The sequence below is a fragment of the Pseudomonas sp. P129 genome (genome assembly GCF_020312195.1).
GTDB classification, from domain to species: domain Bacteria; phylum Pseudomonadota; class Gammaproteobacteria; order Pseudomonadales; family Pseudomonadaceae; genus Aquipseudomonas; species Aquipseudomonas fragariae.
Genome location: NZ_JAGPYS010000003.1, coordinates 26,594 through 50,252, shown reverse-complemented (window position 1 = coordinate 50,252; position 23,659 = coordinate 26,594). Strand labels below are relative to the sequence as shown.

The following is a 23,659-nucleotide window of genomic DNA, read 5'->3' as shown; positions in this document are numbered from 1 at the left end:
TCGACCAAAAATAACAAAATCGGAGATATCCATGGATTTCAAACGCACGCTCCTCATCGCAGCACTTCCGCTGGCCTTCTGTGTGTCAGGCATGGCCCAGGCAGACGTCAAAATCAAATTCGCCGAGGTTCACCCTGCTGGTTATGCGCCGGTCGTGGCAGAGCAGAACATGGGCAAGAAACTCGAAGAACAGTCCAAGGGCGAGATCAGTTTCAAGATGTACGCAGGCGGTGTGCTCGGCTCCGAGAAGGAGGTCGTCGAGCAGGTCCAGAGTGGCGCCGTGCAGATGACCCGCGTCAGCCTCGGCATCGTTGGCCCGGTAGTGCCGGACGTTAACGTCTTCAACTTGCCGTTCGTGTTCCGTGATCAGGCGCATATGCGCACCATCATCGATGGCCAGATCGGTCAGGAAATCCTCGACAAGATCAGCAACTCCGAATTCAACATGGTCGCCCTGGCGTGGATGGATGGCGGCACCCGCAACCTGTACACCAAGAAGCCGGTACGCCAGATCTCCGACCTCAAAGGCATGAAAATCCGCGTTCAGGGCAACCCGGTGTTCATCGAAACCATTAACGACATGGGCGGTAACGGCATCGCCATGGCCACCGGCGAGATCTTCAGCGCCCTGCAGACCGGCGTCATCGACGGTGCGGAAAACAACCCGCCGACGTATTTCCAGCATAACCACTACCAGAACGCCAAGTTCTTCACCATGACCGAACACCTGATCCTGCCCGAGCCCATCGTGATGTCGAAAACCACGTGGGAAAAGCTCAACCCCGAGCAGCAGGCACTGGTGAAAAAGCTCGCACGTGAAGCGCAGATGGAAGAACGCGTGCTGTGGGACAAGTCGTCAGCCGATGCCGAGACCAAGCTCAAGGCTGCTGGCGTGGAGTTCATCACGCTGACGCCCGAGCAGAAGAAAGCCTTCTACGACGCGACCCAGCCGGTACGCGACAAATACGGTGCGAAATATAAGGGTCTGATCGACCGCATCGGAGCGGTCCAGACCGATCCGGCACTGGCGGCGAGCAACCCCCAAGCGGCCCAATAAGCCTGTCCGATTACGCAGCGGGAACGAGCACCAGCTCGTTCGCCGCCGCAGTGGTGAGCCTTATGAAAAATACGCTATTGCGCATCAACGACATGCTTTATCGGGTCTGCATCGGCATTGCCGGTCTGTCGGTGTTGATCATGACCCTGATCATTCCCTGGGGCATCTTTGCCCGTTACATCCTCGGCAGCGGCTCCAGCTGGCCGGAACCCACTGCCATCCTGCTGATGGTGGTGTTTACCTTCTTCGGCGCCGCCGCCAGTTACCGGGCCGGTGCGCACATGGCCGTGTCGATGGCCGTGGACCGCATGCCGCAGCAGGTGCGCAGAGTCGCCAGCGTAGTGGTGCAGATTCTGATGGCGATCGTCGCCCTGTTCATGATCTTCAAGGGCTTCAAGCTGTGCGCTACCACCTGGAATCAATTCGTCGGCGAACTGCCGTTTCTGCGCGTCGGCATCTCTTATCTGCCGATCCCCATTGGCGGCCTCGTGACGCTGGTATTCGTCCTGGAAAAGCTGTTGCTGGGTGACCAGAGTCATCGCGCAGTGATGCGCTTCGACGTCATTGAAGAAAGCGAAGGTGCTGCATAAATGGACGCTTTTATACTGTTGGGCAGCTTTATCGCGTTGATCCTGATCGGCATGCCGGTGGCCTACGCGCTGGGCCTTTCAGCCCTGATCGGCGCCTGGTGGATCGACATCCCGGCCGATGCGCTGATGATCCAGATTGCGGGCGGGGTTAACAAATTCTCGCTGTTGGCGATTCCGTTCTTCGTGCTGGCCGGCGCGATCATGGCCGAAGGCGGCATGTCGCGACGTCTGGTCGCCTTTGCTGCGGTGCTGGTGGGCTTCGTGCGTGGCGGGCTGTCGCTGGTCAATATCGTGGCTTCGACTTTCTTCGGCGCGATCTCGGGTTCCTCGGTGGCCGACACGGCCTCGGTAGGCTCGGTGCTTATCCCGGAAATGGAACGCAACGGCTACCCGCGCGACTTCTCGACGGCAGTGACCGTCAGCGGCTCGGTGCAGGCGCTGCTGACTCCGCCCAGCCACAACTCGGTGCTCTATTCGCTGGCGGCAGGCGGCACGGTGTCGATCGCGTCGCTGTTCATGGCCGGGATCCTGCCGGGCCTGCTGCTCAGCGCGGTGATGATGGGCCTGTGCATGATCTTCGCGCGCAAGCGCAATTACCCCAAGGGTGAAGTAGTGCCGCTGCGTCAGGCGCTGAAAATCGCCGGTGAAGCGCTCTGGGGGATGATGGCCATGGTCATTATTCTCGGCGGCATTCTGTCGGGGATTTTCACGGCCACCGAGTCGGCGGCGATTGCCGTGCTCTGGGCGTTCTTTGTCACCATGTTCATCTACCGCGATTACAAATGGCGCGATCTGCCCAAACTGATGCACCGGGCGGCACGCACCATTTCCATCGTGATGATTCTGATCGGTTTTGCCGCCAGCTTCGGTTACATCCTGACGCTGATGGAAATCCCGATGAAGATCACCACCGCGTTCCTGACCCTGTCGGACAACCGCTACGTGATCCTGATGTGCATCAACGTGATGTTGCTGTTGCTCGGCACGGTCATGGATATGGCGCCGCTGATTCTGATCCTGACCCCGATTCTGTTGCCGGTCATCGTCGGTGTCGGTATCGATCCGGTGCACTTCGGCATGATCATGCTGGTCAATCTGGGGATCGGGCTGATTACCCCGCCGGTGGGCGCGGTGCTGTTCGTCGGTGCCGCGGTGGGCAAGGTCACCATCGAAGCCACGGTAAAAGCACTGGTGCCGTTCTATGTCGCGCTGTTCCTGGTGCTGATGCTGGTGACCTACATTCCTGCCATCTCGTTGTGGCTGCCGAGCGTCGTGCTCTGACGTCTCCAGTTGCAAGGCTGCCGGAGCGTCCGAAAGGGCTCCGGCATGCACCTCTGTTGTCCAGCCAAGGAGGCTGGTTTGCGTATGTCTGCCCCTGCCCTGTTTCCGCGCCACATTGCCGTGCTGATCCTGGCCCTGCTGGCCTGTTCGTTTGCCGGCAACCACATCGCGGCGCGCATTGCCTTCGATCATGACACCGGCCTGCTGCTGGCCATCCTTTGTCGCTCCGGCGTCACCTTGCTGGTGCTGGTCAGCCTGGTGCTCTGGCAGCGTGAAAGGCTCAGTCTGCCCACCAGCACCTGGCGCTGGCAGCTGCTTCTGGGGTTGCTGATCGCCACTCAGAGCTTTTGCATCTACTCGGCGGTGGCACGTATTCCGGTGGCCCTGGCCTTGCTGGTGGTCAATGTCTCGCCGATCTTGCTGGCGTTGCTGACCTGGGCATTGGGGGGAGCCAGGCCGACACGGCGCGCAGCAGGCCTGATGGGCTTGATCCTGTTTGGCCTGACGCTGGCGCTGGACGTGCCACAGCGCCTGTCGAACCCCGGCAGCAGCGAGCCGCAATGGCTGGAGGGCGTCGTCTACGCGTCGACCGCTGCGGTGGTGTTCGCCTTTGCGCTGTGGATTACCGATAACAAACTGGCGGGCATGCGCGGCAGCGTACGCAGCATGCTGACCATGGCCGTGGTGTTCGTCGTCGCGGCCATCGCCGGCAGCAGCGGCGTGCTGCCCGGCGGCGTGGGTCTGCCGACGAGTTCTGTCGGCTGGAGCGCACTGGCCAGTCTGGTGGTTTTGTACGGGCTGGGCTTTTCGCTGCTGTTCATCTGCATGGCAAGGCTGGACATCGCCCGCAACGCGCCAGTGATGAATATCGAGCCGGTGGCCAGCCTGCTGTTTGGCTGGCTGATTCTCGACCAATTGCTCAGCAGCGGTCAGGTGGTCGGCGGGCTGATCGTGGTCAGCGGCATCGTGCTGCTGACCTGGCGTCGCGCCCAGTCGCCTGACCCTCAATCATCCAGAAAGGCTTTGAAGCATGTCCACGAACGTACTGACCCTTGAAGATGGCCTGACCCGCCTGACACTGGCCCCCGACATCGGCGGCAGTATCGTCAACTGGAGCGTCCTGGCCAGCGGGCAACCCCTGCTGCGCCCTAGCGACGAACAGGCTCTGGCGGCCGGGACGCCCCGTCGCCTGGCCTGCTACCCGCTGGCGCCGTGGTCGAACCGGATCGGCAACGGCGGTTTCGAGACACCAGACGGCTGGCTGGCCCTGGAACCAAACAGCGCCAACGACCCGCTGCCGATCCATGGCAGCGCCTGGCAGCAAACATGGACCGTCATCGAACAGCGCGCAGAGCAGGTCTGCCTGCAACTCGACAGCCAGACGCCATTCGCCTACCGCGCGCACCTGCGCTACACCCTGCGTGAGGGCACGCTGAGCATCGAACTGAGCACCACCCATCAGGACAGCCGCGCCATCTGGCACGGGCTGGGCCTGCACCCGTACTTGCCACGCACGGCCCACACTCGTTTGCAGGCCAGGGCTGCACAGGTCTGGCTATGCGACGAAGGCGGTTTGCCCCGCGCCTTGCAGGACCTGCCCGCCGAGTGGGACTTCCGTCACGGCAACACTCTGCCCGACACACGTCTGGACAACGGTTTCACCGGCTGGGATGGCCAGAGCATCATCAGCCAGCCGGACCTGGGCTACGAATTGCACTGCCAGGCCACCGGCAGCGAATACTTTCTGGTGTTCTGCCCGTCGGGGCTGGATTTCTTCTGTTTCGAGCCGGTCAGCCACCCGGTCAATGCCCATCATTTGCCGGGGCATCCTGGGTTGAAGCTCTTGCGGCAGGGAGAGTCAGTGACGCTGGAGTTCAGTCTTCGTTACAAGGACCTGAAGCGGGGGTTATGAATAAGTGTCCTGGTGACTCATTTCAAGTTACAGAACGAGTCGGGATATCCCGTTGACATATCCCAAAAAAACATATTCTTATTCATCCGAAACATCAGCCAAGGATGAATCACTCATGGAACAATCCACAGTCTTCAAAAGCAATCGAAGCCAGGCTGTCCGACTGCCAAAAGCGGTGGCCTTGCCCGACGACGTGAAACGTGTCGATGTTATAGCCGTGGGCAGAACCCGCATTATTTCCCCCGCCGGTGAAATGTGGAACAGCTGGTTCGATGGTGAAAGTGTCAGTGATGATTTCATGGCAGAGCGCGGACAACCAGCCGAACAGCAGCGCGAATCGCTCTGATGCTCAAGTACATGCTTGACACCAACATTTGCATTTTCACTATAAAGAACAAGCCAGCTTCGGTGCGTGAAGCCTGCAACCTCCATCACGGACAGCTACGTATCAGCGCAATCACATTGATGGAGCTTGTCTACGGCGCAGAAAAGTCTTTGAGTCCGAAAGAAACCTTGCCCTTGTTGAGGGTTGGACGGCGCGTCTTGAAGTGCTCCCTTACGACAGCGACGCGGCGGCTCATACCGGCATGATCAGAGCCGAACTGGCTAGATCGGGCACACCGATGGCCCGTACGATCAAATGATTGCAGGACACGCCCGCTCTCTAGGCTTGGTTGTCATCACTAACAACCAGCGTGAATTCCAGCGCGTCGAGGGGCTGAGGGTAGAAGACTGGGTAAGCCAATGACCTCAAGGCCATATCTGCAACGCCTCTTGGTTTTGAGCTCGTCAGCCACCCGGTCAATGTCCATCATTTGCCTGGGCATCCGGGGTTGAAGCTGTTGCGGCAGGGGGAGTCGATGAGGTTGAGGGTCAGTCTGCAGTACAAAAAAATCTAGCAAGCTTTATCCATGCGCTCCCCAGCCACAGATTACTGAATAATCGTCAATGTAGAAGGGCCACTCAAGCTGGTGACACCCGTGGTCGTGGCGCACGCGTTAAGCTCCAGATTGAAAAGCACATAGGTCGTTATTGCCGTGGAGCCCGTGTAACGGCCAGCCACAATTTCCCCGATACCCACTACGGTTTTGTTCAGACCACCGGTATCGTTGTAAGTCGCGTCGAAATTATAGGTACTGGTCTCTCCATCACCCCACGTTATGATCCACGTTACATCGGTCGTGTTCTGCAGCAGAGCGTTGCAGGATAAGGGCGCCTGAAAGCTTTGGCTGGAAGACGCACTTGTGCCGAGAGGCAACACACAAGTCCCCCAGCTGCTTGTCGTCGTCACATTGATTGGCTGGCTGGCGTTGGTCAGGCCTGGCGAAAAAGTTCCAGTGTGAGTTCCTGTACAGACAACCAGGTTTACAGCCTCAGCCTGAGCTCGCTCAGGCGCAAAAAAGCCCATACAACCGATGACCAGCAGTACACCGGCCAGCCTGGCCAGCGTAGATGAAGCACGTGCAACGCGAGTGTCCATAATGGTCTCCCTGACCTTGATAACATCCAGATCACACATTAAACAGCCAGCGCTCGTTGGGCTACTGGCAGAATTGACAGTGACCGTCTGCATGACCGGCCCGTGGTCATTGTCATGGCCGCACTTGTAAAATGCCTCCACGCCGCTCGTCACATCCTATGATCCACCCCCCACCCCGTTACGTAACACCTCTGCATCGCGAACCAAACGCACACAATGGTGATCAGAAGGTGGATCATGCGCATAACTGCCAGTCTCAGGACCTTCTGTCACTTGTCCCCCTCTCACAGCGAATCGACAATCACCCGACTTTGGATCGATGAAGTCACCGCCGTGGCCCGCCAGAGGGACCGCGACAGCTTCATGCGCATTTACGATCACTTCGCTCCGCGCCTGTTGCGCTACCTCACCGGGCTGAATGTGCCAGAAGGTCAGGCCGAAGAGTTGGTGCAGGAAGTGCTGCTCAAACTGTGGCACAAGGCCGACTCGTTCGACCCGGCCAAGGCCAGCCTGGGGACATGGTTGTTTCGCATCGCACGCAATCTTTACATCGACAGCGTGCGCAAGGACCGTGGCTGGGTGCAGGTGCAGAACTCGCTGGAACAACTCGAGCGTCTGGAGGCTCCGGTAGATCGAACACTCGATTACAGCCAGCGCCAGGAGCAACAACTCAACATCGCCATCCAGAACCTGCCCGCCGATCAGGCCCGAGTGTTGCGAATGTCGTATTTCGAAGCGCTCAGCCACCGGGAGATTTCCGAACGCTTGGGTATGCCGCTCGGCACAGTGAAGTCCTGCCTGCGCCTTGCGTTTCAAAAATTGCGCTCGCGGATAGAGGAATCATGATGGGCCCACAACATCATCCGGACGACGCCACTCTGGTCAGTTATGCCGCTGGGGCGCTGTCGCAGGTTATCTCGCTGGTCACTGCCGCGCACCTGGAGCGCTGCGCCGAGTGCCGGGCGCGGCTCAGGCAGGCCGAGGCCATTGGCGGTGTGTTGATGCAGCAGCACACCAGCAGTGTGGTGCCACTCAAGGGCCGATCGGCCATGCTCGCGCGGCTTGACGAGCAGCAAGCGGGGCTCGTACCCGCTATGCATTCGATGCCGGCGGCCAATCAGGACCCGGACCTGATGCCGGTCTGCATGCAGGCGCATTTTGGTCGACACCTGAGCACATTAAAGTGGAAGACCCTGATCCCCGGCGTAAAACGTGTACGCGCTGAAGGCATCGAACAGGGCAACCTGATGCTGCTGAAAATCGCCCCCGGCGTGAGCATGCCGGTGCACAGCCACGAAAGCGGCGAGATGACCATGGTCCTCAAGGGCGCGTATTACGACGTACAGGGAGAGTTCGGACTCAACGATGTGGCCGATCTGGACAGCCATATCCATCACCAGCCCATTGCCTACCCTGACCGGGAATGCATTTGCGTGCTGGCCACTGAATCGAAGCTGCGTTTTCAGGGGCTGCTGGCGCGGATGATGCAGCCGTTTTTCGGGATTTGAAAAACGGCTGCAAGCAGATTGAGGAGCCAGGCAACTAGCAGAACCTGCTATTCAAAAAGGGCTTGAACGCGAGCCAGCACATCGTCGATTATCATCTCGGGAACTGACTCAACACGCTTTGCGCCACGAGCCTCAAGGTCAACGGTTCGAATCTGGTTGCAAAGAACGACACCCTGCGTTTCGGTACCTGAACCGCTTAAAGGCACCGCGAAACCGGCATACCGAGCGAAGTCGCCGCCCTGCGTGATGGGTACAATAATTACAAGGCCCGATGCGTTATAAGCCGCAGGCGTCAGAATCAACGCTGGACGAAAATCGCCCTGTTGTTCACGGCCTGCGGTTGGATTCAGGTTCAGTCGCACAATATCCGACCGGTTGAATTTAACCCGTTTCAAACCTCACGTCCAATTGGCTGCATGGCGTTCCATTCGGCCAATTCTGTGGGTTCAGGCGCGCTCAAATCACATTTTGCCATCAAGTCAGCCAATCGATAATGCAACTTTGCTTTAGCGGGTTTGAGCGTGATGACTTCTGCAGACGCATCAAGCGTAAGGACATCGCCGCTAGACAGGCTCATCTGCTTTAGCACGTTTGCGGGCAAACGAATTGCAGCGCTATTGCCCCATTGCTGAATTTTCACTTCCATAAAGACACCTCATAACGTAGCAATACTGTAGATACCTCACACGAGGCATGCAACCCCAACGTATAAACATAGTATCTACAACCGTAGACTGCCAGCTAAAGATGTCTCGAAATCCTACAGGCTTCCCGAGCCGATAAACCTGATCTATCAGCGCTGAACACTCACACCCAGAGAAGCCAGCGCATCCCAGTACCCCGGGTAGGTCTTGGCGACGCAATCAGGGTCGAGAATGCGGATGCCGGCAATCTTCAGGCCCGCCAGTGCAAAGCACATGGCGATCCGATGGTCGGAGTGGGTATCGATCAAGGCATCGACCGTAGTGCCTGCCAGCGCCGGGTTGGCGGTGACGATCAGATCGTCACCCTCTTCGACCGCCAGGCCGGGTGCGATGGCGCACAGGCCGTTGGACAGTGCCGAGATGCGGTCGCACTCCTTGACCCGCAGGTTGGCGATGCCGACAAAGCGCACCGGTTGACGATTGAACGCGGCCAGTACGGCCAGCGTCGGAATCGCGTCCTGCATCTGCGAGCCGTCGATCACGGCCGGCATGTTCGGGAAGCTGGCGATGATCTGGCTGGCCAGTGCATCGGGTTGCGTGAACGCGTCGCTGGCCACACCCAGGTCGATAGCGCCCTCGGTCAGGGCCTGCGCAGCCCACAGGTAGGTGGCCGCCGAGGCATCCGGTTCGATGTGGAAATCCGTAGCGCGATAACCGGTAGCCGAGACTTTCCAGGCGGCGTCGCCGATGGCCTGAACCTCGGAACCGAACGCCCGCATGGCCGCCAGCGTGAGGTCGAGGTAACCACGCGCGCCGATCTCGCTGCCTGTCAGGGCAACTTCCACAGGCCCCTTGCCACAGGCACCGGCCATCAGCAGTGCCGACACATACTGGCTGGACAGATTGCCGTCGATTTCGATACGACCGGCCTCAAGACCGCCCTTGCCCTTGATGGCCACCGGCGGGCAACCACTGGGTGCGCTGACCTCCACGCCCATGCGCTGCAAGGCATCGACCAACGGGCCGATCGGGCGCTTGCGCATGTATTCGTCGCCATCGACCACGAAGTCGCCTTCGAAGTTGGCCAGTGCCGCGGTCAGAAAGCGTGTCGCAGTCCCGGCATTGCCGAGGAACAGCGCCTGCTGCGGCGCCTGCCAGTGCCCGCTGCTGGTGACCACGAAGGTGCTGTCATCGGGCTCGTCGACCTGCACGCCCATCAGACGCAAGGCTTCGGACATCACGCGCGTGTCGTCACTCTTCAGCGCGCCGGTCAGGCGGCTGGTGCCTTTGGCCAGCCCGGCCAGCAACAATGCACGGTTGGTGATCGACTTGGAGCCCGGCGGGCTGACACGCCCGACCAACGGGCGCTCGACAGGCAAAACAGTGAGGGTGGCTTGAGGTCGCATGATGTCCCTGAGCGTCAGCGGAAAAATCGCGATCCTAGCACGAGCGGGATCAAGCCCGCAGTGCCGGTTTCATTCATCGCCAAGCCCGGGCGCGGGTCAGCTTTTCACTGAGCCCGACAGTTGCTGCAGCTTGTCGTTGGCCGCCAGCAACTGATTGCGGTTGGCCGCGACGTCGGTGACGTCATAGATCACCAGACACACATGGCTGATCGCACCGGTGGTCGACCGCAGCGGGAACAGTGTGGTGTTCTGATACATGAACTCCTCCTGCCCGGTAATCGGTTGGTAATTCTTGAAACGCACCAGATACGGCCGCTGCTCCCAGATGGTGAACGCCGGCGTGCCGAGGGTCACGACGTTATCGATTTTCTTGCTGAACCACTTCGCGTTGACCTCCGGGAAAATCTCGAAAAAAGTCTTGTCGATGGCCACATAGGGCACCACACCCGAGCGGTTTTCCATGAAGGTATTCCAGACCGTCACGCGGTAGTTCAGGTCCAGCACCACGATGCCTACGTCAATGTTCTGCGTGACGGCCAGCAACCAATGAAGCTCGTTGATTTCAATAGCGTTGCTCATGGGTCAGCTCATCATGTAGGCGAGTTTTTTGGTAAGCAGCTCGACCGAATCTTCGGTGAACAGCATCAGCAGATCGAAATGCAGATTGTGGCCTTCCACGCTGTAACTGATTTCGACCGCCAGGGTCTTTTTCCAGCGTTGCTGATTGATGCGGATCAGCTCGTCGATGCCGCCCTGTGCACCCAGCAACTGTGGATGGCCCTGCGAAAAGGCGATGTCGATCTGTTCGGCAATCCCGCTCAGGCAGGCACCGATCAGGATCGTGGACAGGTCGAGGAGCATCTCCATGTCGGAACTGTCGGAGTGATCGCCGCCCATCAGCTGCGAGATACCGGAAATTTCCGAGTCGTGGAAAATAAGCAGCGCCTCGCCTGCAATACCGCCACCGATGTAGCCCTGACACACCGCAGTCAGGCGCTGATCGCTGTGCGCATCGGCCAGCGCCATGTGCAGCTCGCCAACTTCGAGCATGTTGACGTTGGGCACCGGCAACTGCACAAAGACACCCAGTACCTTGGCCAGCAACGCCGCTGCACGGCCCATGGCGACGTTGACGGTTTCGCGGAACGCATCCTGAAAGCTGATCACCCCGCCCTTGTTGTTGAGGGCCGGCAGTGCAACCGGCGACACCGCAGGCTTGCCCAGCAGGCCCAGGCGCTCCAGCGTGCTTTTCAGTTCGTCCGGGTCGGCAGGTTTTTTCAGAAACGCCAGCGCGCCCAACTCCATGACCCGACGGACGGCTTCGTCCTGCACGTCGCCCGACACCACAATCACCTTGGCGTCGAGGTTTTCGGCGCGAATCGCCGTCAGCGTCTGGTAACCGTCCATCACCGGCATGGTCAGGTCGAGCAGGACCACCTGGCCCTGACCTTTACGAATCGCTTCCAGGCCTTCCTGCCCCTGGGTGGCCAGCGTGACCGACACATCCCAGTCTTCAGGTAGCGCGCGCAACAGCTGCTTTCGCGCCATGTTCGAGTCATCGCATATCAATAGCGCAAGCGTGGACATCGTGTGGTTCTCACTGCAGGAAAATCAGGCTGACCACGGCGGACAGCACGTATACGTTTGACGGCACCATCGGAAGCGACTGACTTCGAGCCTATAACGCGAGATCAGCAACATTCAAACTAAACCTATAGCTTAAGTCGGTGATTTTTGGAGTTTCTGTAGTTTTATTCGCTATCCGTTGCTGTAAATCACTGTCGCGACGTCTGAAACGTGCCTATTATCAATTGATAGATTTAATAGCAATCACTCGATAGACAGGTGTGCCATGTCTCTGCCCATACGCGACTATCATCCAGCCCTGCCCCGGCAGGACGATTTCTGGCAACACCTGGGCATTCCCGCACGAGGCGCGCGGCTGTACTCGGCGCTGCATGACGGCTTGCCGTATGAAGTCTTCGAACGTCTGGCGCATTACACCGACCTGAACCGCTCGACCCTGGCCGAACATCTGGGCATCGCTCCGGCGACCTTGCAGCGACGTCTCAAGGTGCGCCGCTTCAATGCCGAGGAAAGCGATCGGCTGTTCCGCCTGGCAGCGGTGTACAAGGCGGCGCTGGATCTGTTCGAAAACGACGCCGAAGCGACTCGTCTGTGGCTGGCCAACCCGGTCTACGGGCTGGGTACTCGCAGGCCGCTGGAAATGCTCGCGACCTCGGCGGAGGCTCAGGCAGTGCTCGACCTGATCGGCCGCCTGGAGCACGGGGTCGTGGCGTGATAGCGGTCTATCGACTGGTCAAGCGCAAATGGCTGGCGCAGGCCTTCGACGGCGAAGGCGCCAAGCTCTATGGCGGACGCTGGAACAGCAAGGGCAACGCCTGCGTGTACTGCGCGGGCAGCGAGTCACTGGCCCTGCTGGAAGTGCTGGTACACCTGAACAACGCCACTGTGGCTAAGCACTACACGATGCTTGAACTGCAGATTGCCGAGGAGCACGTCCTCAATGCACGCCCGGACACCCTGCCCCGCGACTGGCGCGAAGAGCCTGCACCACCGGCAACCGCCTCGTTCGGCGACGACTGGCTGTCCTCCGCTCAGAGCCTGGCACTGGCAGTGCCCAGCGTGATCATCCCGCGCGAGTCCAACTACCTGCTCAACGTCCAGCACCCGGAGTTCAGGGCGGTTGTGGCGACGGCCAAAGAGCTGGATTTTGTGGTTGATCCGCGTTTGGGGTGAACTGGCTGAACGGTTAGCTCGATTATGGGGGGCTCTTGCTGTCCCATGGGTTCAAAGCAACGTACGCCGCGACCAATGCATTCAGCACCAGAAGTAACGCCTTAACACTGCGATGGATTACAAAACCGGCAACACTACGTGCGGCCGCTGACCAGTCCTACACCAGCATGCGTTTCAATTGCGTGCCTGAAAGCCTGAACAAAAAAACAACTACCTATACCTATGTACCGCACTTCGTGCCTATTAATACTACCTAATATCAAGGAGATATTATTCGGCGATTTAAACCTTAAGGATAAGCACATGCCGCAAAACGTCATTACTCTTCCACCCACAATCGTAACACCTGGCCAGCCGTTGCCCAGGCCATTAGGCCCGCTGTCAGGAGCCGGAGTAATCGCCAGACCGCTGCGATGGGACGGCACTATTCCTGCAAACCATGAGCTGGATGCATTCTTCAGTAAAAGGGGTATAAGAAACGAGCAGTACACGATATCCATTATCGTGACGGCCTCTTCAACACAGCAAAATATCCATCAGTCTTACATAGACTTTTTGCCCCTCCTTCCGGCCGACGTTGACGCGGAAATTTCGGCCGGCGTAGGAGATTACCCCTTCTCTGAGTTAGAAAAGTCTACGATTGAAAAAAACGTGGTGGACAGCCTGATTTCACAGCGCGCTGCTGAGTTAGCCAAAAGTAACGAAGGCGCTCATGCTTTCTTTGGCAGGCATGTATTGGCGGTAGATTTTAAAAAAAACGCTGTGGATTTTTTAAATATCTTTCAAACAAGAAGAGACTTGGGCTCTCCCCTTGACGTTTATAAAAGCTGGGAAGCCTCAGTCACAGCAGCCTACAGAGCAAAAATTCTTGAAGAGAAAATCAGGATGCTCACAGAGAGGTCGGTATCACTAAGCCATACTATTGCTGCAGCGCAGGCCAGGGAGGACGCACGTATCGCGGCAGAAGCCGAGTCGACGAGGCTTGCCGTTGAAGCTGCAGAGCACGCTCGACTTGCTGCCGAAACCGCTGAACAAGCCCGAGTTGCAGTGGAGGCTGAAGCCAAGCGAGTAGCGGATGAGCAGGCTCTTCTTGCTGCCGAAGCAGAAGCTCGCCGAGTAGCTGCCGAAGCGGCTGAACAAGCTCGTATGGAGGCAGAGACGCAGGCCCAGCGTGACGCTGACGAGCACGCGCGCGTGACGGCAGAAGCTCAAGCGCTAGAAGCGGGCAAGACGCTCAGGCTCCCGGAAGCGGGTACACCGCAGTTGGGTGCAGTTGCAGGAGTCATTTCCGTTACAGCAGGATCCGGTCTCTTTCTGGACGCTACCATTCAAGCCGCTATCGAAATATTAACGGCTCTCGCAGGCACGGCTGTCAGCTCTACCACAGCCGTAGGCATCGGCACGTTGCTGTACTCCCCTTCGCTTGGCAATGGAGAGTTACCGGAAAGAATGCTGGACCTTCCGGCCAGGGTTCTGATGCCTGATCTGCCCGACGCCTTGAATGACGTGGCGGCAACGGGTGGAACGGTCGATATGCCCTATAGAATTTACGGCGATCAGTCGAAGTATTCAGTCGTGGCAACACAAGCCGAAGGCGGATTTTCTCCCAAGGTGCCTGTGAGGGCTCTGATACTGGACCCAGTGGCCAACGCCTACACCTTTACCACTTCGGACACCCCGCCCATCACCTTGACGTTTCCAATCGCAGCACCTGGAAACAGCTCAACGACGACGGTGGCGCAACCAGTCGAAACTCCGGCGTACGCTGGAATTACACTGGAACCTATCGAGGTGAAAGCCGAGCCTTTACCCGCCACCGGCCAGATGGACATTCGGGACGCCATTTACGTTTATCCTTTAAATTCGGGTTTGCCTCCGGTCTATGCCGTGTTCAACAGCCCCTATGAAGGGGCAACAACCAAAGGAGAGCATAGCGGTCGATTGTACAATCCTGAAAAAGCGGGCGGCCCCACCCAAAACCTTGACTGGACAACCGCCTCAGTCACTCAGGACGGCATTGATCTGGTAAAGCTGCACACAGGCCGGTTTGAGCCATCAGACGCAAATGCATTAATGATTAATCGTCTGGAAAAAATTCTTCGCAGCGAGCTATCGATGACGGATACCGATAAAAGATTTTATACTCATGAACTCAGGGAGCTAGAGCGGTATAGAGCACTGGGTGTGCCTGATAGCGTGGAAGGAGAAGTGTGGAATAACGCTCACACTGCAACCTTGGAAGACTATAAACTAAAAGACTCTTCAGAATCATTTTATACGCACGAAGCAATAGCAGCAGAAAACAAACAGGTTTATGGAGAATAAAGATGAGCACAATTAATGATATTGTCATTTCGGAAAACCCTAGAGATGTCGTTCAATTTATAACCAGAGGCAAAAACGCCATTTCGTACCCAGCACTGGACAGACTTTATAGCAACAATAACTGGGCCAACATATCAAACAATCTTGAACTCTTAAAGCTTATTGAGACCATGAAATCAGAAGGTATTATTGAGGATATAGATGGAGGACTAAGAAAAGGACCCCACTGGAAGGAACCCGCCTTCATCGCTGAGAAAAAATATACTTTTGAATAAAAGCCATACTGCCTAAAGAGCGCCCGGCTTCGGCCGGGTGTTCTTCCATCTAAATTTCGATATTCGTAACAGCAGCTCTAGGCTCTGTACGAAAAGTCGGCGAGCGAAGGTCAGGCGAGGCAAAAACAGGCGAGGAACGGCCGGGGTCGCGATCGACTCTACGTGTTGTAAATGAGCATTCCGATTGGACTCGCATCCGAGCCTGTTTTTAACGAAGCATCACCGAGCGCAGCCACTTTTCGTACAGAGCCTAACAGGGTATGCCCGACGTTTATTTTACAGGTACATCTAACTTGTCGACCCTCCCATAAATGGTCTGCAGATCCCACTCGGGAATTTCCCATATAAGCAGTTTGGGCGGCGTCTGGCGGAAGGCCGGGTTGTCAAAGTAAAGGTTGGCAACGTTGCCAAGAGCTCGCCGCAGTCCTTGGCAACGTTGCCAATCGGGGCGCCGAGTGCGCGCTGTAGAAACCCGACAAAACCCGAATTGCACGAGAACGACGTGCCGATCAGCGCGACGTTGGGCAGCTTGCTGTCTCCGTCGATTCATTGGCAAGCTCGGTGATCTGCGTGGCGGCCACGCTTTACGGCGCAGGTTGTAATGACGACGGCAACCAGTCGAGTCCGCCGGGGCACTCGGCAAAGGGTAACGTCTAAATCTGGAATTGACGCTGTGAAGTGGCCTGAATGCCGGCTTTTTTCACCTGCAAACCGATAGCTCTGGCGGCGCTGTTGGCAGCACTCTCGCCCCATTGCATTTCGCTATCTCAAGCGTATTTGGAAGGAAAACGGGGGCATGAAGAAGATAGCTACCTATCCATTGAGCAGGACGGTAGCTATCGAGGTGAAGGGATTTCAGTGACTGGCAGCAGCCGGGGTTGCTGCAGGAGCTGTTTCTGCGGACTGAGGCAACGGCATGCCTTTGGGCCACAACAGCCAGATATTGCCTTTCTGCTTCATGTCGCCAGCCAGCTTGCCCGCCTCATCGCCGGTCCCCCAGAACAGGTCGGCGCGTACTTCACCGGCAATCGCACCGCCCGTGTCCTGGGCAGCGACCGGACGCACCACGCTGCTGCCATCCGGCCGCGTCGTCGAGAGCCAGAGCAGACTGCCCAGCGGAATCACCTTGCGATCGATGGCCACGCTGTAGCCCGGGGTCAGCGGCACATTCAGCGAGCCGCGCGGGCCTTCGTTGCTGTCGGGGTTACGGGCGAAAAACACGTAGCTGGGATTGCTCGCCAGCAGCTCGCTGATCCGCTCCGGATGCGCCTTGGCCCAGGCCGCGATACTGCCCATGGTCACGTCCTCCTTCTTCAGCTGCCCCTGCTCTACCAGCCAGCGACCAATTGCGCGATAAGGACGACCGTTCTGATCGGCATAGCCCAGACGCAGCTGCGAGCCATCCTCCAGACTCACGCGCCCCGAGCCCTGAATCTGCAGGAATTGCAGATCCATCGGGTCGGTCAGCCAGGCAATCACCGGCGCGTTCAAGCCCTGCGTGCTGATCGTTGCAGCGTCGTCGTAAGGCTTAAGCACCCTCCCCTCAAGCCGACCGCGCAGACGCTTGCCTTTTAGCTCGGGATAAATGCTGTCCAGATTGACCACGATCAGATCGTCCGGAATGCCATACACCGGCACATTGGCCGTGGCGGTCTGCGTCAGGCTGCCCGGATAAACAGGCTCGTAGTAGCCGGTGATCAAACCATCGGCACTGCCCCCGTCGGCGCGCAGGCTGTAGACCTGCAACTGCTCCTGCAAAAAGGTGCGGATCTGCGCAGCATCCGGTGCAGCCGCAAGACTCGCAGCCGCCGCACACGTCGGCCCCCACACCGCATCGGCCTTCAAACGGACACACGCACTGCGCCACGAGGCAAAACCGGCCTGCAAATCCGCGTCCGACACCGCCGGCAGCGCGTCCCAGCCAGCCTGACTATACGTGGTGTGCGGCGGCGCAGACGGCGTCACCGGCTTGTCGGACTTGTCACACGCGGTCAGTAACGCAGCCAGTGGCAAAACCAGCGCCAGGCCCCGCAACCATGGCTTGAAAGAGAGCATCATCAGTAGCACCAATCCGTTTACAGCCCGCAGCAGGCTGGTGGGTGAAAGGCGTCATTGTGGCTGAAGCGGGCAGAGGGGCCTAGGGTTTGTCTGAAAAGTCAGCCTGGATAATGTGGAGATGCCGCTTAATATAAAGATGGAGCCGAACAAGTCAGCGTTCATGAGTGGTACGCGTTGGGCAGGTGCTGCACGGACCCGACTTCGGACCTCATAACAAACAGGCTGCATTCCGAGGCTCTTTTAAAAGATCTCAGTAGACTGCTGCCATGCTGAAAGCGTCTATGTATTCGCCATCTCGATAGGCGAATTTCCTGTGCGTGCCCTCTATGACAAAGCCATTCTTTTCATACAGCGCGATAGCGGCCTTGTTATCAACGAAAACAGTAAGCTCCAGGCGCTTTAAATTCATCCATCGACAGGCAGTGGCGGTGAGCTCGTTCAATAACAAGTCACCAATGCCCTGGCGATGATGACTGTCTGCAACCCCCATCCAGAAATCAGCTACGTGCTGCCTGCGCCCCTGAAAACGATAGAGCATGGCGCAGCCGACAACCACGCCATCGCGCTCGGCAACGAGGGACAGCCCAGAAGCACTTCGACTTTCGACAAGCTTTTTTATGTCGTTGATTGACTGGTACGGCATGCGAAGCGTCCACCAACGGAATACCGGTTGTTCAAACATGTCAGCCAGCGAAGACCAGTCACTGTCTGCCATGGCACGGACGATCAAGCTCATGTCAGCCCCCTCACTAACGCTACCCTTTCGGCTAACCATCTGCTTACGGTCAAGGTTGGCCCGGATGCGGTTCCGGGTAGTCGCGATTGATGTCGATGGGTTTGGCGTACGGTCCATCCCAAAGCTGCTCGTGCAGTTGGCCGATGCGCCTGGCCATCGAGCTATCGTGCATCACCACTTCCAGATTGCGCGAGTTGTCGAGGTAGCCGCCCAGCCAGTTGCTGGTGCCTACCCAGGCAACCTGATCATCAATATCCATGGTCTTGCTGTGGATCACGCGTGCATAGGGGATAAAACCCTGCTCGGCCATCGGCAGTGTGACGATGCGCACCTGCACGTTGGGCACCAGGGCCAGACTTTTGAGGTAGGCGACTTCGGGCATGCCGGTGTTCCAGTCGGACACCATGAGTTTTATCGACACACCGCGGGCGGCTGCGCTGCGCAGGGCATTATCGATGACCGCATAGTAAGGCCGGGTTTTGTCGGGCCCGTAGGACAGGGGCGCGTAGTCCAGCAACTGGACACGAACCTCGCTTTTGGCTTGCGCCAGCAAACGCGGCAGTTCGGCCTGGGAGTCGACGACACCTGGCGGGTTATAGCGCTGCGGGCTGGCGATCAGGTAGTTGCCGTCAGGCAATGCGCTATTGATCGGGCGCGGCAACGGCACCGGTTTGCCCTCGGTAATGGCCGCCTGGGCAAGCCAGTCCTGATCGAATATGGCCTGCGTCTGGCTCACGACGGTCGGCTCGTCAATGCGCAGGCCGGTTTCGTGGATGTGCTCCAGTGAGCGCCAATCGAAGTTCTGACTGCCGATGAACGCCTGTCGGCCATCCACGACCAGGAATTTGGCGTGAATGATGCCGCTGCCCGTGAGTTTTGCGTAGGGCAGTACGCGCAAGGTGAGGTTGGGGATCGCGCGCAGTCGCTCAAGGGTCTGCGGGTCGGAAAGTTTCAGACCTTTTTCCTCCAGCAGAAAACGGATCTTCACTCCGCGCTGCCCGGCTGCCGTCAGGCTTTCAAGCACCTTGTCCATGACCGAGCCTGCGTGGTCTGCGACATAGAACTGTTCGATGTCGATACGCTCGCGAGCCCCGTCAAACAGCTCGCGCCAGACCTCGCCGGGTGCTCGCAGGTCAGGCGTCTGCAGGCCAGACCCGACCGGCACGGTGTGTACCAGTTCGAAACCCGGGATGGCGAAGTCTGCCTGCGCGCACGAACTGCCCAGCAGTAACGCTGCGATCACGGCGCGGTAGCTCAGGGACAGTCGACGATATGAAGGGTAAAAGGGCATTGCGAGCCTCATCGCCAGACACAGACAAGATGGCGCATGCCAGAGCACGCGCCGCTATTTGGATCAGGCCGTGCGGTATTTCGGTTGAGCCGAAACAGCCGGATGCTCGGCCTCGTCATGCACACGTGCTCCGCTGGAAGCACGGATCAGCAGGATCTTGAGTTGGTCGTTGATGCGTTCCAGGCTGTCCTGAAAGTAGTTGTGAAAGACCACGCAGAACAAGGCAATGGCAATACCCAGCCCGGTCGCGAACAGCGCTGTACCGATACCGGCGGAAATCTGCCCGGGATCGGAGACCCCGGCACTGGCCAGGGCCTTGAAGGTGTCGATGATGCCCAGAATCGTCCCCAACAAGCCCAACAGTGGCGCAGCGGTAGTGATGGTTTCGATCAGCCAGAGGCTACGGGCCAGCGGTGCGCGCGTGCTCAGGTACTGGGTTTCGATGACGTCATCCAGATCCCTGCGCGAGCCCTGCGCATTTTTTTGCGCAAGCACCGGCAGGACCATTTCCAGTGGCAGGCTGGTCCGGCGTGTCAGCGTCTCCGGCAGATCCTTTTCACTGTGCACCGAAGCACCGAGTGCCGTTTGCAGCGCCCGCGACTGGCGACGCACGTAAGCGAAGTAGATGCCTCGTTCGATCGCGACAAAGATCGCTATCGCGATGGCGGCGTACATCACATAGAACGTGATGTCGTGAAGCTGATTCATGTCCATGGCACGGACCTCTGGTCAATGAAGATTAGAAATTGGCTTCAAGAGAAACGGTAACGGTACGCTCGACCCCGACGATGTAGGCCGGGTCGCCATCGCGGAAGCCGCTGTAAGTGCCCGCGTTGGTTTTGGTGGTGTACACGCCGTCCAGGTATTCCTTGTCGAACAGGTTGTCGACGTTCAGACGCAAGGTGGCGTCCTTGACGATTTTCTTGTCCACCGGAAGGTAGATCCCTGCGCCCAGATTGAAGATGGTGCGCCCCGGAATGCTTTCGTCGTTGGTCAGGTCGCCATACAGCTTGCTGGTGAGCTTGGCGCCAAAGGTCCCGTAATAACTTCCGTCGTCGTAGCCGATGTTGGCGGCCAGCATGTTCTTCGGCACGTTGGTAAATTGCTTGCCACTGGTCGGCAGTTCGATGGCGGTACCGTTATTGAAGACGGTCAGGTCATCTTTCTGTTTGGCGCGGGTGTAGGTGTACGAGGTGTAGTAATTGAAATGGTGCGGCAGCAGGCCACTCCATTCCAGTTCCAGACCGCTGTTGTCGACTGCACCGGCATTGATGTCGGCAAAGTCGCCATTGACGTCTTTTGATGACACCTGACGGTCCTTGAACTGCAGGTAAAACAGTGTGGCCGCCAGCGTCATGTCCTGTTCGGTGTAGCGCCAGCCCAATTCGTGGTTCCAGCTGGTCTCCGGCTTGCTGTCGATGGAGCCGGTGCCCGGGTCATAGAGGACGTAGTTCTGCGGCACGCGCATGTTGCGTGACAGGCTGTAGAACAACTGGTCGCGCTCATCCAGCTGGTATTTGAGGCCGACGTTCGGCAACAGCTTGTTGTAGGTCTGGTCGCGTTTTTCCGGCCGCTCGGTCAGGCTGCCGTGGTTGGTGCCTTCACGTTCGACGTTCATGAAGGCCAGGCCGCCGACCAGCGTCCAGTCCGGGGCGAAATACCAGGTGTCCTGAGCCCAGACTTTTTGTGCAGGCGTCACGGTATAGCGGTCACGGCCCTGGATCTCGTTGCCGTTGGCATCGACCATGTAGTCCGAATCTGGCTGGATGCTTTCAGGCTTGCCATTGCTCTTCAGGCGGATGAAGGGCTGAGTCTGCGACTGGCGCGCGCGTTCATACCAGTAGCCGACTTGTACGCTGTGTTCGTCGTTGACGTCCCAGTTCAACTTGGTGGTGATGCCCGGACGCCAGGTCTGCGTGCGCGACGGCCGGTAATACACGCCAGTGGTCGATGACCCGTCTGCGTTATAAGCCGCCGCCGTCGGCAGGTTGCTCAGGTCGAACACACCGTTCTGATTCGAGCCGCGATTGAGCGCATAGGAAGAACTGTTCACGCCGCTGCCGTTACCCCAGAAATAATACGGGACGACGGAAAGAGACAGATTGTCGGCCAGTTTGAATTGGGTATTGAGCACGCCGGTGAACGTCTGGAACGGGTTCTGCGCCAGCTCGTAGTAGCTGGACAATTTGCCGTTGCTGCCCAGCGCAGGCGTCGAAGGATAAGGGTCAAACTTGCGCCCGTTCTGCTGGAACTGACTCTTGGTGAGCTGGCTGTAGCTGTTGTTGTCATGCTCGTGGTACTTGAGGATCAGGTTGGCGGTATTGCCCGAGCCCATGTCGAAGAAGCTGTTCCACTCCACCTTGTCGGCACGCACCGCGCCATCGCCGCGCCATTTCTGACCTTCGGTGTGAGACATCGACAGCCAGTTGCTCAGCCCGTTGATTTCTCCGGTGTTGAGTCGCGCGAAGGTCTTGTAAGTGCCGTTGCTGCCCGCCACCTGCTTGACGAATGCGCCGGTTTCCTTGGTGGGCCGGATGGTGACGATACCGATGTTGCCGCCGCTGGAACCGATGTGCGGGCCGTCACTTTCGGCAGAGCCTTGAGTCACGAAAATCTGATCGATGTTTTCCGGGTCCCCCAGCAGGTTGGAGTACAGCGCGTAGTTACCGGAGTCGTTGATCGGCATACCGTCTACCGACATGCCGACCTGATCGGAGTTGAGACCGCGCATGGTAAAGCGAAAGCCGGACAGACCCGTGGCGTCTTCGCTGGAGATGTTCAGGCCCGGTGTGTACTTGAGCTTGTCGATCGCGTTACCTGTTGCGGTCTGCTTGTCGAGCGCTTCTTTGGTGACAGTGGAGCGCGCCTTGATGCTCTCCTCCTGCACCATGTAGCCACCCCCAACCGTCGCCCTGCCTTGCACACCAATGGTGCCGACGTCACTGCCACTCGAGTCGGCCATAACCATGCCGTGACTCATGCCCGCGGCGACCAACGCAAGGTGAATTCTGGAAAACTTCATCACTTTGTTCCTTGTCAGTGCTATTGCACGCTGTAGTTGAAGGTGGCGGTGAAGCGCTGTTCGCTGCGTCCACCAAAGGCTTGCTCGGGAAACGGCTTGACCTGCTTGATGCGTCGCAGACTGTTGGCGGCTGCACGGTTGAGCAGCATGCTGGAGGCCTGGGTCTGAATGCCGGAGTCCAGCACTCGCCCCTGGCGGTCGACCAATAACCACACCACAACCTCGCCGCTCGGGCGCTCCAGTGAGGCCTGACGGCCAGTCGGGTATTGTTTGTAACCGTCCAGTTCACTGCGCAGCCCCTTGAGGTAGCCACCTTCCATACCCTGGGTGTCGACCTTCGGTGGTGCGGGTGGCGCAGGCGGTGACGGCGGCGCAACCGGGGCGCTGGCGATCGGCTTAATGGGTGCCTGAACCGGCTCGACGGGTTTTGCCACTGCCGGTTTGGGCAAGGGCTTAGGCCGGGGTTCTGGCTTGATCTCCGGCTTGGGTTTTGGCTTGGGAACGGGCTTGGGCGGCGGTGGAGGTGGCGCCGGTTCGGCTTCTTCGCTTTCGACTACAGGTGGCGGAGGTGGCGGCTCGTCAGGCTGTACCGCAGGCGCCTCGGGCTGCACGACGGGCTCGGGCGCAGGCGGCTCGGGCTCGATCAGCGCCAGCTCCACGGCCGACTCGTCGTAGACCGGCTCCATTTTCAGCGGACGGGTCTGCACACCGATCACGATTGCGATGAGCGCCACCAGCGCAGGCAGGCCGCCGAGCCACTGACGTACACGAAACAGAAAATACATGGTCAGGATTTGCGCGTGGCGATGGAGACTGACGTGAAGCCACCCAGACGCAGGGTGTCCATGATCTCGACCAGCCGGGCGACTTCCACGCCCTTGTCACTGTTAACGATGATCGTGGTTTTGCTGTCGGGTTTTTCCAGCGCCTTCAAGGCAGGCACCAGAGCGTCGACCGTGGTCGCCTTGCCGTCGAGCTGTAATTCGCCGTTGAGCCCCAGCGTCAGGATCGATTTGTTCTGCGGCTTGAGCTGCTGTGAACTGCTGGCACTCGGCAACTGGGTTTTCATCCCCAACGCCGGAATCACGTTCAGGCTTACCAATACGAAAAAGACCAGCAGGAACATCATCACGTCGATCATGGGGATCAGTTCGATGTGCGCCTTGCGCTTTTTAGGTTCGTCCTACGTTCTCATGCCAGCCTCTCGCTTTCTTGTTAGAGGCCGAGAATCTAGCAACCGAACATGACCGATCGGTTGGTTTTACAAGACCGATACATGACTGTTACATGGCTGTTACCTGTACATCTCATGGC

At 58.3% G+C, this 23,659-nt stretch carries 24 protein-coding genes and 4 pseudogenes; 14 read left to right on the top strand and 14 right to left on the bottom strand.

Translation table 11 applies throughout. The features are described 5' to 3' along the window. Positions 1-31 precede the first annotated feature (31 nt). The 8 genes and pseudogenes from KBY02_RS09945 to KBY02_RS09910 form a co-directional block, all read left to right on the top strand. The gene (locus KBY02_RS09945; protein WP_103378278.1) at positions 32-1,057 is read left to right on the top strand and encodes a TRAP transporter substrate-binding protein; all 1,026 of its coding nucleotides are present in this window, start codon (positions 32-34) and stop codon (positions 1,055-1,057) included. Between the two features lie 62 nt (positions 1,058-1,119). Next, entirely contained in the window at positions 1,120-1,647 is a 528-nt protein-coding gene (locus KBY02_RS09940; RefSeq protein ID WP_032656626.1) for a TRAP transporter small permease, read from the top strand. Further along, a complete protein-coding gene (locus KBY02_RS09935) occupies positions 1,648-2,928 on the top strand; it encodes a TRAP transporter large permease (protein WP_003404808.1) in 1,281 nt (426 codons plus the stop codon). 84 nt (positions 2,929-3,012) lie between these two features. Further along, positions 3,013-3,984, top strand: coding sequence for an EamA family transporter (locus KBY02_RS09930; protein WP_103714109.1), 972 nt, complete (start codon positions 3,013-3,015; stop codon positions 3,982-3,984). Next, entirely contained in the window at positions 3,959-4,840 is an 882-nt protein-coding gene (locus KBY02_RS09925; RefSeq protein WP_225650266.1) for an aldose 1-epimerase, read from the top strand. The genes KBY02_RS09930 and KBY02_RS09925 overlap by 26 nt, the downstream gene beginning before the upstream one ends. 115 nt (positions 4,841-4,955) lie before the next feature. Then, complete coding sequence (vapB, locus tag KBY02_RS09920; protein WP_011266698.1) at positions 4,956-5,186, top strand: type II toxin-antitoxin system VapB family antitoxin; 231 nt, start codon at positions 4,956-4,958, stop codon at positions 5,184-5,186. After that, a pseudogene (gene vapC, locus KBY02_RS09915) lies at positions 5,186-5,588 on the top strand (type II toxin-antitoxin system tRNA(fMet)-specific endonuclease VapC). The gene vapB and the pseudogene vapC overlap by 1 nt, the downstream one beginning before the upstream one ends. A gap of 31 nt (positions 5,589-5,619) precedes the next feature. Continuing rightward, positions 5,620-5,739, top strand: a pseudogene (locus tag KBY02_RS09910) (aldose 1-epimerase); the annotation flags it as partial. Between the two features lie 32 nt (positions 5,740-5,771). Here KBY02_RS09910 and KBY02_RS09905 read toward each other — a convergent pair. Further along, on the bottom strand, positions 5,772-6,320 hold the full coding sequence (locus KBY02_RS09905; RefSeq protein ID WP_177411188.1) for a hypothetical protein: 549 nt from the start codon (positions 6,318-6,320) through the stop codon (positions 5,772-5,774). A gap of 333 nt (positions 6,321-6,653) precedes the next feature. On the opposite strand from KBY02_RS09905, the gene KBY02_RS09900 reads away from it, so the two are divergent. Both KBY02_RS09900 and KBY02_RS09895 read left to right on the top strand, forming a co-directional pair. Next, positions 6,654-7,166 (top strand): sigma-70 family RNA polymerase sigma factor, encoded by a 513-nt coding sequence (locus KBY02_RS09900; protein WP_003345995.1) that lies wholly within the window; start codon positions 6,654-6,656, stop codon positions 7,164-7,166. Beyond that, a complete protein-coding gene (locus tag KBY02_RS09895; RefSeq protein ID WP_011266695.1) occupies positions 7,166-7,828 on the top strand; it encodes a ChrR family anti-sigma-E factor in 663 nt (220 codons plus the stop codon). The genes KBY02_RS09900 and KBY02_RS09895 overlap by 1 nt, the downstream gene beginning before the upstream one ends. Positions 7,829-7,875: 47 nt before the next feature. On the opposite strand, the gene KBY02_RS09890 is transcribed toward KBY02_RS09895, so the two are convergent. From KBY02_RS09890 to KBY02_RS09870, 5 genes are all read right to left on the bottom strand, one after another. Then, positions 7,876-8,223 (bottom strand): type II toxin-antitoxin system ChpB family toxin, encoded by a 348-nt coding sequence (locus KBY02_RS09890; RefSeq protein ID WP_011266694.1) that lies wholly within the window; start codon positions 8,221-8,223, stop codon positions 7,876-7,878. Continuing rightward, positions 8,220-8,474, bottom strand: a complete 255-nt coding sequence (locus tag KBY02_RS09885; RefSeq protein ID WP_003404793.1) for an AbrB/MazE/SpoVT family DNA-binding domain-containing protein — start codon at positions 8,472-8,474, stop codon at positions 8,220-8,222. The genes KBY02_RS09890 and KBY02_RS09885 overlap by 4 nt, the downstream gene beginning before the upstream one ends. Before the next feature lie 147 nt (positions 8,475-8,621). Then, on the bottom strand, positions 8,622-9,878 hold the full coding sequence (gene aroA, locus KBY02_RS09880) for a 3-phosphoshikimate 1-carboxyvinyltransferase (RefSeq protein WP_096134999.1): 1,257 nt from the start codon (positions 9,876-9,878) through the stop codon (positions 8,622-8,624). A gap of 96 nt (positions 9,879-9,974) precedes the next feature. Next, on the bottom strand, positions 9,975-10,457 hold the full coding sequence (locus tag KBY02_RS09875) for a PAS domain-containing protein (protein WP_003404789.1): 483 nt from the start codon (positions 10,455-10,457) through the stop codon (positions 9,975-9,977). A gap of 3 nt (positions 10,458-10,460) precedes the next feature. Continuing rightward, a complete protein-coding gene (locus KBY02_RS09870) occupies positions 10,461-11,465 on the bottom strand; it encodes a response regulator (RefSeq protein WP_003421645.1) in 1,005 nt (334 codons plus the stop codon). 265 nt (positions 11,466-11,730) lie between these two features. Between KBY02_RS09870 and KBY02_RS09865 the strand changes: the two genes are divergently transcribed. The 4 genes from KBY02_RS09865 (at position 11,731) to KBY02_RS09850 (ending at position 15,238) form a co-directional block, all read left to right on the top strand. Then, a complete protein-coding gene (locus KBY02_RS09865; RefSeq protein WP_011266691.1) occupies positions 11,731-12,180 on the top strand; it encodes an antitoxin Xre-like helix-turn-helix domain-containing protein in 450 nt (149 codons plus the stop codon). Next, positions 12,177-12,638: an RES family NAD+ phosphorylase gene (locus tag KBY02_RS09860; protein ID WP_032656636.1), complete on the top strand. Its 462-nt coding sequence runs from the start codon at positions 12,177-12,179 to the stop codon at positions 12,636-12,638. Before KBY02_RS09865 ends, KBY02_RS09860 begins: the two co-directional genes overlap by 4 nt. Positions 12,639-12,941: 303 nt before the next feature. After that, positions 12,942-14,963 (top strand): S-type pyocin domain-containing protein, encoded by a 2,022-nt coding sequence (locus tag KBY02_RS09855; protein WP_032656638.1) that lies wholly within the window; start codon positions 12,942-12,944, stop codon positions 14,961-14,963. Positions 14,964-14,965: 2 nt separating this feature from the next. Then, entirely contained in the window at positions 14,966-15,238 is a 273-nt protein-coding gene (locus KBY02_RS09850; protein WP_032656640.1) for a hypothetical protein, read from the top strand. 271 nt (positions 15,239-15,509) lie between these two features. Here the strand turns inward: KBY02_RS09850 and KBY02_RS09845 are convergent. From KBY02_RS09845 to KBY02_RS09810, 8 genes and pseudogenes are all read right to left on the bottom strand, one after another. Then, positions 15,510-16,002, bottom strand: a pseudogene (locus KBY02_RS09845) (alginate O-acetyltransferase AlgX-related protein); the annotation flags it as partial. A gap of 91 nt (positions 16,003-16,093) precedes the next feature. Next, positions 16,094-17,296: a murein transglycosylase A gene (locus KBY02_RS09840; protein ID WP_096135652.1), complete on the bottom strand. Its 1,203-nt coding sequence runs from the start codon at positions 17,294-17,296 to the stop codon at positions 16,094-16,096. A 250-nt stretch (positions 17,297-17,546) separates the two neighbouring features. After that, positions 17,547-18,032 (bottom strand): GNAT family N-acetyltransferase, encoded by a 486-nt coding sequence (locus KBY02_RS09835; protein ID WP_024641693.1) that lies wholly within the window; start codon positions 18,030-18,032, stop codon positions 17,547-17,549. Between the two features lie 49 nt (positions 18,033-18,081). Further along, positions 18,082-19,323, bottom strand: a complete 1,242-nt coding sequence (locus tag KBY02_RS09830; protein ID WP_225650264.1) for a phospholipase D-like domain-containing protein — start codon at positions 19,321-19,323, stop codon at positions 18,082-18,084. Positions 19,324-19,386: 63 nt separating this feature from the next. Continuing rightward, positions 19,387-20,037: a MotA/TolQ/ExbB proton channel family protein gene (locus tag KBY02_RS09825; protein WP_003404753.1), complete on the bottom strand. Its 651-nt coding sequence runs from the start codon at positions 20,035-20,037 to the stop codon at positions 19,387-19,389. A 25-nt stretch (positions 20,038-20,062) separates the two neighbouring features. Continuing rightward, positions 20,063-22,345: a TonB-dependent receptor gene (locus tag KBY02_RS09820; protein WP_225650262.1), complete on the bottom strand. Its 2,283-nt coding sequence runs from the start codon at positions 22,343-22,345 to the stop codon at positions 20,063-20,065. Between the two features lie 20 nt (positions 22,346-22,365). Further along, positions 22,366-23,130, bottom strand: a complete 765-nt coding sequence (locus KBY02_RS09815; RefSeq protein WP_024640195.1) for an energy transducer TonB — start codon at positions 23,128-23,130, stop codon at positions 22,366-22,368. Positions 23,131-23,132: 2 nt separating this feature from the next. After that, a pseudogene (locus KBY02_RS09810) lies at positions 23,133-23,528 on the bottom strand (ExbD/TolR family protein); the annotation flags it as partial. Between the last annotated feature and the right edge of the window lie 131 nt (positions 23,529-23,659).